Genomic DNA, 7,225 nt, shown 5'->3' with positions numbered 1-7,225 from the left:
TTCCCGCCGTGTGCCTGTCCCTCGTGCCGGCGGGTGCGGGAGGTGGCCGTCCGATGACTGTGCCGCCGCCCGTGGGTCCGCCGCCGACGTGGCTCGCCGCGCCCGCGCTCGCCGGGCCGCCGCAGCCGGTCCCGCTCACCGACCGTCAGCGCCGGGGGCGGCAGTGCGCGGACTGCGCCGTCGAGCTGACCGCCGCGACCGCCCGGCCGCTGGCGCGGCGGTTCCCGCTGCGGGTCTGCGTCCGCTGTCGCACCGAGCGGAGCAGCCGGTGACCGCGCGGACCCTGCGCCAGGTGCGCCTGAACGCCGAGCGGGAAGGCAGGACGGGTGAGTGCGAGCTCGGCGAGCACTGGCAGTGCCACCCGCAGGATGTGTACGCCACCGACCACCCCCGGCCGAGAGAGCGGCCGTTGTTCTCGATCCGCTGCACCTGCCCCTGCCACACCGGGGCGCAGGGATGATCCCGGGCGTGAGGCCGTACTGCGTGCACTGCGACCGGCCGATCAGGGAGGAACCGGTGGTCATCCCCGGCTTCTCCGCGTCCGGCGCGCGGCCGGACGCCTACCGGCACGCCACGTGCCGGCCTCCGGGCCCGCCACCGCGCAGCCACCCGACCGGCCCGCCCGGCCCCCGCTGACTCCCGCTCACTGCGGGCAGCGACGGCGCGAAGGCCGCAGCGAGCGGGTGCCCCACCGCCACACCCATCCGACTCACGAGGAGGAATCCGTGACCGACGACGGCAAGCACGCCGGACCCCCGTCCGACAAGCCGTGGAACCCGCCCCCCAAGCCGCCGAACCCCGACGGCTCCGGCCCGAGCAAGTAGGGAGCCGACCTTGACGACCGCCCCCGGGGGCGGGCACGCCGCGCTCGTGGAACACCTCCACGAGCGCGGCCTGCTCGACGACACATGGCGCCGTATCTGGCACGCGATCCCCCGTGCGTCGTTCATCCCCGAACAGGTATGGCGGCAGGAGCACTTCCGGTGCGTGCCGGTCACCGGCCCCGAGCGCCTGGCCCTCATCCACTCCGACGAGCCCGTCATCACCCAGCTCGACGACGGCGTCGCCGACGGCCCCGGCATCGCCACGTGCGCCAACTCGAAGCCCAGCATGGTGGCGAGGATTCTGCGGCTGCTCGAAGTCCAGGACGGACACCGCGTCCTCGAAGTCGGCACCGGCACCGGCCACCTCGCCGCGCTCCTGTGCGAGCGCGTCGGCGACAGGAACGTCCACACCGTCGAGGTCGACCCCGGCCTCGCCGACCGGGCGGCGAAGCGGCTGGCCTCCTCCGGCCACCGACCGCAGGTGGTGCACACCGACGGCGAGTGGGGCCTGCCGGGCAGCGCTCCCTACGACCGGATCGTCCTCACCTGCGCGGTCCGGTACGTACCGGCGGCCCTGCTGGAGCAGCTGCGGCCCGGCGGGGTCCTCGTCGCGCCGCTGGACCGGGACTTCTGGTCGGGGGCGCTCATCCGGATGGTCGGCGAGGGGGGCGGGCGGGGTGAGGGCACCTTCGACAGCGGCGCCTCGTACATGCCGATGCGTTCCCACCGCGCCCCGGACCTGCCGGCCGTCCACGGCGGCATCACCCGCGTCAGCCACACCGCGCTCGTCGCCCACGAGCTGCTCACCCTCGGGTTCGCCCTCTACGCAGGCGCCCGCCTGCCGGGGGTGCGGATGTGGCACTCCGGCCACGGCAACGACGCACAGCTGTGGATGCAGGACGCCACCGGTTCCGCCGCGTCGGTGGCAGGCCGGACAGTCCACCAGTACGGTCCGCGCAGCCTGTGGCGGGAGACCGAGCAGGTCCACGCCGAGTACGTGGAACTCGGCGCGCCTGAACACACGCGCCTCGGGCTGTCGGTGGGACCGGACGGACAACGGGTGCTGCTGAAGGACCCGCCCCGCGTGATCGCACCTGCCCCCTGGGTCCAGACCCTGGGCTGAGCCGCCCCGGCCGGTACCGTCCCACCCGCCGGCCGGGGCCCTACCGTGCCAGACCGCCTCCCCGCCCCACCGCTGCCGACGGGGTCCCGGCGGTGGGGCCGCGTCCCGTGACACGCGTCCGGTGGCCCGAGAGCACCGGTCGCGAGGATCCGAGCCCTCATCGGGCACGAACAGCTGTGCCGCGCAACGCTATCCGGTGGACGCGGCGAGCAGGGCGCCGAGGACCACCGGTGCCTGACGCCGCCTGGTCGCGATGAGCACGGTGTGGTCTCCGTCCCGGCATTCGATGACGACACAGTCGTGTCCGAAGACGCTGTACCAGCCGGCCGGGTCCTGGGGCCGCAGGGACCGGAGGCGTTGCACGGTCAGCGTCTCCGGCAGCGCCCGGCGGGCGACGCGCCCGGCGGGGTCAGGTGTGGCCGACACAGGCCCGTCTCCCACCACCAGGTAGTCGAAGCCGTCCACACTGTAGGAGACGTCTCCGTGTACGGCCGCGTCCACGGTCTGTCTCTCCGCTGTCAGAACCGGAAGGATGCCGCTGGTGTCCGCCGCGCGCTTCTCGCGCCGCCGCAACCACCCCGCGAACAGGCCGCCCACGGTCGCGGACGGCACCATGCCGACTGCCGTGACCAGGAGCGCGTCCCGGGGGCCGCCTGCGGTCATGCTCGCCACGAAGCCGACACAGCCCAGGGTGGCGCCTGCCATGAACCACGTGGAAACCTGCCAGGGAGCCATGGATACTGCCGCGGCGGAGCTGCGGCGGAACCAGCAGCCGGCCCAGAGCATGCTGAGCCCGAAGGGCAGCAGCGCGAGAGCCGAGCCCATCGGGAATCGCCATGCACTGGCCGGCGATGACCAGGACTCCTGGGCGGCGGCGCCGAACCGCACGGTGTGGATCTCACCCCGCCAGTACGTCACCTGCACCTCGTCTCCGGCCCTCACGGCGCCGTACACCGGCCCGCTCCCCGCCATGCGCAGCCGCTGCACGGTGTGCGAGCCCCGCTCGGTCAGCCGGAGCCAGTGGTGGACGCTCTTGCCGCTGGCCACGTCTTCCCTGCCGACCACGGTCGCCGGAACCGTCGTGGTGCACGAGTCCCCACGCGAGCCGCCCGGACAAGCGGGCGCGGCGGCATAGGCGCGCTGGTCCGCCAGCGCGTCCGATGCGACGACGGACAGCACGCCGGCGAGCAGTACGAGCAGGAGGCCGAAACCCACGAGCAGCCGGGGTCTCCCCGCGCGGGCCGCCCCTGGTGTCCGTTCGGTCATCTCCATGCCCCCCTGCTGCCGGGCCGCGACCGACCGCTTTCCTTCATCGTCGGGAGGCATCGTGGCATAGGCTGAGGCTGGAGATCATTGCCAGGATCAGGCAATCTGCGCAGCTCAGCGCTGCGGTCTCTCGTGCGCAGTGCCCGGCGGACCCGTCCCACCTCCCATGAAGCCTCTGGTGGAGCCCGGTGTCTCGGTCGAAAGCCCGTCCACCAGAGGCTTGGCCACGCTGTCGGTGGCCGGAGCAGGTGGGAGAAGGGTCAGTGGCTGACCGGCCGTGTCGGGTCGACGAGCTTGTCCAGGACCATCCGGATGGCGCGGAAAGCCGTCTCCGCCACCTCGTCCGCCGCGTGCTCTTCCTCGGCCTGGGCCCAGTCCCGGGCGACCCTCAAGCGGCGCAGCAGCTCTCCTGCGTCGACGATGTCTGTCATACCTCACGGCTACCCACCCGCCCGCCGGGCATGACCGCCCGCGGGCACGCACCACCGGCCTCCGGGGCTCCCCCCTCGGGGCGGCGCCGGGTCCGGCGACGCGCAGCGGCCCCCGTCCCGGGGCGTCCGGGACGGGGGCCGCTGCCGCTCCCCTGCGGGTGGATCAGACGAGCGGGCGGATGGCCGTGGGGGCGTGGCCCGGCTCCGTGGCGAGTTCCTCGAACTCGGTGACGTCGCTCATGTCGACCGTCTTGCTCATCGAGATGTTGGTGACGCGCTCCAGGATCGCCTCGACGACGACCGGGACCCGGAACTCCTGGGCCAGCTTCTTGGCCTCCTCGAACGCCTCACCCAGCTTGTCCGGGTCCTCGACGCGGATCGCCTTGACGCCGAGGCCCTCGGCGACCTTGACGTGGTCGACGCCGTAGACGCCGAGCTCCGGGGTGTTGATGTTCTCGAACTCCAGGTTGACCTGGAAGTTGATGTCCAGGCCGATCTGGGCCTGGCGGATCAGCCCCAGGTAGGCGTTGTTCACCAGGACGTGGACGTAGGGGACCTTGTGCTGGGCGGCGACCGCCAGCTCCTCGATCATGAACTGGAAGTCGTAGTCGCCGGACAGGGCGACGACGGGGGTCTCCGGGTCCGCGGTGGCGGCGCCGATGGCGGCCGGGATGGTCCAGCCGAGCGGCCCGGCCTGGCCGCAGTTGACCCAGTGGCGCGGCCGGTAGACGTGGAGGAACTGGGCGGCGGCGATCTGGGAGAGGCCGATCGTGGTGACGTAGCGGGTCTCCGGGCCGAACGCCCTGTTCATCTCCTCGTAGACGCGCTGCGGCTTGATCGGGATGTTGTCGAAGTGGGTGCGCCGCTGCAGCGTGGCCTTGCGCTCCTGGGCGGAGGCGGCCCACGCGCCGAAGTCGGGGAGGCGCCCCGCGGCCTTGAGTTCCCGGGCGACCTCGACGAAGAGTTCCAGGGCGGCCCGGGCGTCGGAGGCGATGCCGTAGTCCGGGGCGAAGATCTTGCCGAGCTGGGTGGGCTCGATGTCGACGTGGACGAACTTCCGGCCCTTGGTGTAGGCCTCCAGGTTGTAGCCGGTGTGGCGGTTCGCCCAGCGGTTGCCGATGCCGAGGACGAAGTCGGACTCCAGGAACGTCGCGTTGCCGTAGCGGTGCGCGGTCTGGACGCCGACCATGCCCGCGCTCAGCTCGTGGTCGTCGGGGATGGTGCCCCAGCCCATCAGGGTGGAGATGACGGGGACGCCGGTCAGCTCGGCGAACTCGACGAGCAGGTCGGAGGCGTCGGCGTTGATGATGCCGCCGCCGGCGACGATCAGCGGCCGCTCGGACTCCAGGAGCAGTCGGATGGCCTTCTCGGCCTGGGCGCGGGTCGCCTGCGGCTTGTAGACCGGCAGCGGCTCGTACGTCTCCGGGTCGAACTCGATCTCGGTCTGCTGGACGTCGATCGGCAGGTCGATGAGGACCGGGCCGGGACGGCCGGAGCGCATCAGGTGGAAGGCCTGCTGGAAGACGCCGGGGACCTGGGCGGCCTCCAGGACGGTCGTGGCCGCCTTGGTGACCGGCCCCGCGATCGAGGCGATGTCGACGGCCTGGAAGTCCTCCTTGTGGAGCTTCGAGACCGGCGCCTGGCCGGTGATGCAGAGGATCGGGATCGAGTCGGCGATGGCGGAGTACAGGCCGGTGATCATGTCCGTGCCTGCGGGGCCGGAGGTGCCGATGCACACGCCGATGTTGCCCGCCTTGGCGCGGGTGTAGCCCTCGGCCATGTGCGACGCGCCCTCGACGTGGCGGGCGAGGGTGTGGGCGATGCCACCGCCCTCCTTGAGGGCCTTGTAGAAGGGGTTGATCGCCGCGCCCGGCACACCGAACGCGTGGGTGACGCCTTCGCGCTTGAGGATCTCAACTGCCGCGCGGGCGGCGGTCATTCGAGGCATGGCTGCTCCTGCTTCGGCCTGGCGGATGCGGGCTCTGTCGCGCCGACCTGAGAGCTGCGATCCGTATGTCACTTCCGCAATACGGAAGACTCTTTCTGTTATACGGAAGCAATGTAGGGGTGGGTCCCGGAGCCCGTCAAGGGATGGCCGAATGCCTCCCCACACCCCCGCGCCGTGGGGGACGATGGATCACGCCGGGGAACGGGAACCGGCAACGGGCCGGACCACGGCCCGTGCGAGGCGCAGGAGGGGCACCGGAGGGGGCCGCCGGACCGGCGGCCGCGCGCTGGGCCGGGACCTTCCGCGGGCCCGGGGCCCGGTATCCGGAACAGCCGAGAGAGAGGCCGATCCGACGTGGGAGAGAACGTGCCGGTGCGCTGCCCGGTCTGCCGCCGCACGCACCCGTACACACCGACCGCCTACCCCTGCGTCTGCGGGGCCCCCGTCACCCCTCCCCTGATGCGCGGCGCGCCCGCCGAGCCGATCACCCGCAGGACCTGGAACGACGAATGGGTGACCGTCCGCTGCGCCGCCTGCGGACAGCAGACCCAGTGGCCGCAGCCCGAGCTGGGCTGCCCCTGCGGAACCGTGCTGCGCATCCCGGTGCGGCCCGTCACGGCGGCGACGGCGCCACCCCGCACCCGGCCGCCGTCCAGTCCGGCACCGGCACCAACACCGGCACCCGAGGCGACGACCGCTTCCGCCACCGGTACGTCTCCGGTGAGCGCCCCCTCCCAGCAGCCCGCCGCCGAGCGCCCGCCGTTCGACCCCGTCACCATCCGCACGGCCCGCGACGTGGTGACGGCGGCCGCGCTGTACCTGCGGTGGCTCGGCTTCCGGGACGTGACGCAGCCGGAGGAGCGCCGCCCCTCACTCCCCGCGCCCGCCGTGGAACTGCGCGCCCCGGGGCTGATGGCCCAGGTCGACCCGACGACCCGGCCGGTCGGCCTGCGGGCCGTGGAGTGCCTGTGGCTGGAGGGCCTCTCCGCCGCCTCGACAGCCGTGTGCTTCTCCCTCGCCGGCTACGAGGCCCCCGCGCGGGCGCGCGCCGAGGGCGTCGGCCTGCCACTGTTCGTCATGGACCTCGCGGGCGCCCCGCAGCCGGTGAACACCCCGGGCCGCGAACTCGTCGCGCACGGCGCATGAGGCCCGTCGTGGACTTCTGCATCCGCCCCGCCCTGCCGGAGGACCTGCCGCGCCTCCAGGACCTGGAACGCGCGGCCGGGGAGCCGTTCCGCGCGCTCGGCATGGCCGCCGTCGCGGACGACGACCCGCCGCCGCTGGAGGACCTGGAGCGCTACCGCGCGGCGGGCCGGGCGCGGATCGCGGCGGGCCCGGACGGACGCCCCGCGGCGTACCTCGTGTGGGACGAGGTGGACGGCGCCGCCCACATCGAACAGGTCTCCGTCCACCCGGCCGCGGCCCGCCGCGGCCTGGGACGCGCCCTCGTCGAGGACCTCGCGGCGCACGCCGTCGCCCTGCGCCTCCCGGCCCTGACCCTGACGACGTTCCGGGACGTGCCGTGGAACGCCCCGTACTACACCCGGCTCGGCTTCCGCGTCCTCGACGAGACGGAACTCACCGCGGGACTGCGGGCCGTCCGGCGGGCGGAGGCGGCGCACGGCCTGGACCG

The 7,225-nt window shown here is 73.3% G+C and carries 7 protein-coding genes and 1 pseudogene; 5 read left to right on the top strand and 3 right to left on the bottom strand.

Annotated features, from left to right (window positions below; translation table 11 throughout):
- The 3 genes and pseudogenes from BJP40_RS33640 to BJP40_RS15185 all read left to right on the top strand — a co-directional run.
- Window positions 1–272 (top strand): annotated as a pseudogene (locus BJP40_RS33640) (hypothetical protein); the annotation flags it as partial.
- The gene (locus tag BJP40_RS15190) at window positions 269–460 is read left to right on the top strand and encodes a hypothetical protein (RefSeq protein ID WP_071280818.1); all 192 of its coding nucleotides are present in this window, start codon (window positions 269–271) and stop codon (window positions 458–460) included. The pseudogene BJP40_RS33640 and the gene BJP40_RS15190, both read left to right, overlap by 4 nt.
- A gap of 374 nt (window positions 461–834) precedes the next feature.
- Window positions 835–1,947, top strand: a complete 1,113-nt coding sequence (locus BJP40_RS15185; protein WP_071280817.1) for an rRNA adenine N-6-methyltransferase family protein — start codon at window positions 835–837, stop codon at window positions 1,945–1,947.
- Between the two features lie 189 nt (window positions 1,948–2,136).
- Here BJP40_RS15185 and BJP40_RS15180 read toward each other — a convergent pair whose 3' ends face one another.
- From BJP40_RS15180 to gcl, 3 genes are all read right to left on the bottom strand, one after another.
- Window positions 2,137–3,273, bottom strand: coding sequence for a hypothetical protein (locus BJP40_RS15180; protein WP_226962373.1), 1,137 nt, complete (start codon window positions 3,271–3,273; stop codon window positions 2,137–2,139).
- Window positions 3,274–3,473: 200 nt separating this feature from the next.
- Window positions 3,474–3,644 (bottom strand): hypothetical protein, encoded by a 171-nt coding sequence (locus BJP40_RS34315; protein ID WP_175500050.1) that lies wholly within the window; start codon window positions 3,642–3,644, stop codon window positions 3,474–3,476.
- A 163-nt stretch (window positions 3,645–3,807) separates the two neighbouring features.
- Window positions 3,808–5,592, bottom strand: a complete 1,785-nt coding sequence (gene gcl / locus BJP40_RS15175) for a glyoxylate carboligase (protein ID WP_071280816.1) — start codon at window positions 5,590–5,592, stop codon at window positions 3,808–3,810.
- A 354-nt stretch (window positions 5,593–5,946) separates the two neighbouring features.
- On the opposite strand from gcl, the gene BJP40_RS15170 reads away from it, so the two are divergent.
- Together BJP40_RS15170 and BJP40_RS32995 are read left to right on the top strand one after the other, a co-directional pair.
- A complete protein-coding gene (locus tag BJP40_RS15170; protein WP_071280815.1) occupies window positions 5,947–6,738 on the top strand; it encodes a hypothetical protein in 792 nt (263 codons plus the stop codon).
- Window positions 6,739–6,746: 8 nt separating this feature from the next.
- Window positions 6,747–7,225: GNAT family N-acetyltransferase (locus tag BJP40_RS32995; protein ID WP_256220741.1), on the top strand; the 479-nt coding region annotated here is incomplete at its 3' end.

Origin of the sequence: Streptomyces sp. CC53, assembly GCF_001865245.1 — a bacterium.
GTDB lineage: Bacteria > Actinomycetota > Actinomycetes > Streptomycetales > Streptomycetaceae > Streptomyces.
Note: the sequence above shows the minus strand (reverse complement) of the source record. Positions and strands in the feature narration are given on the sequence as shown.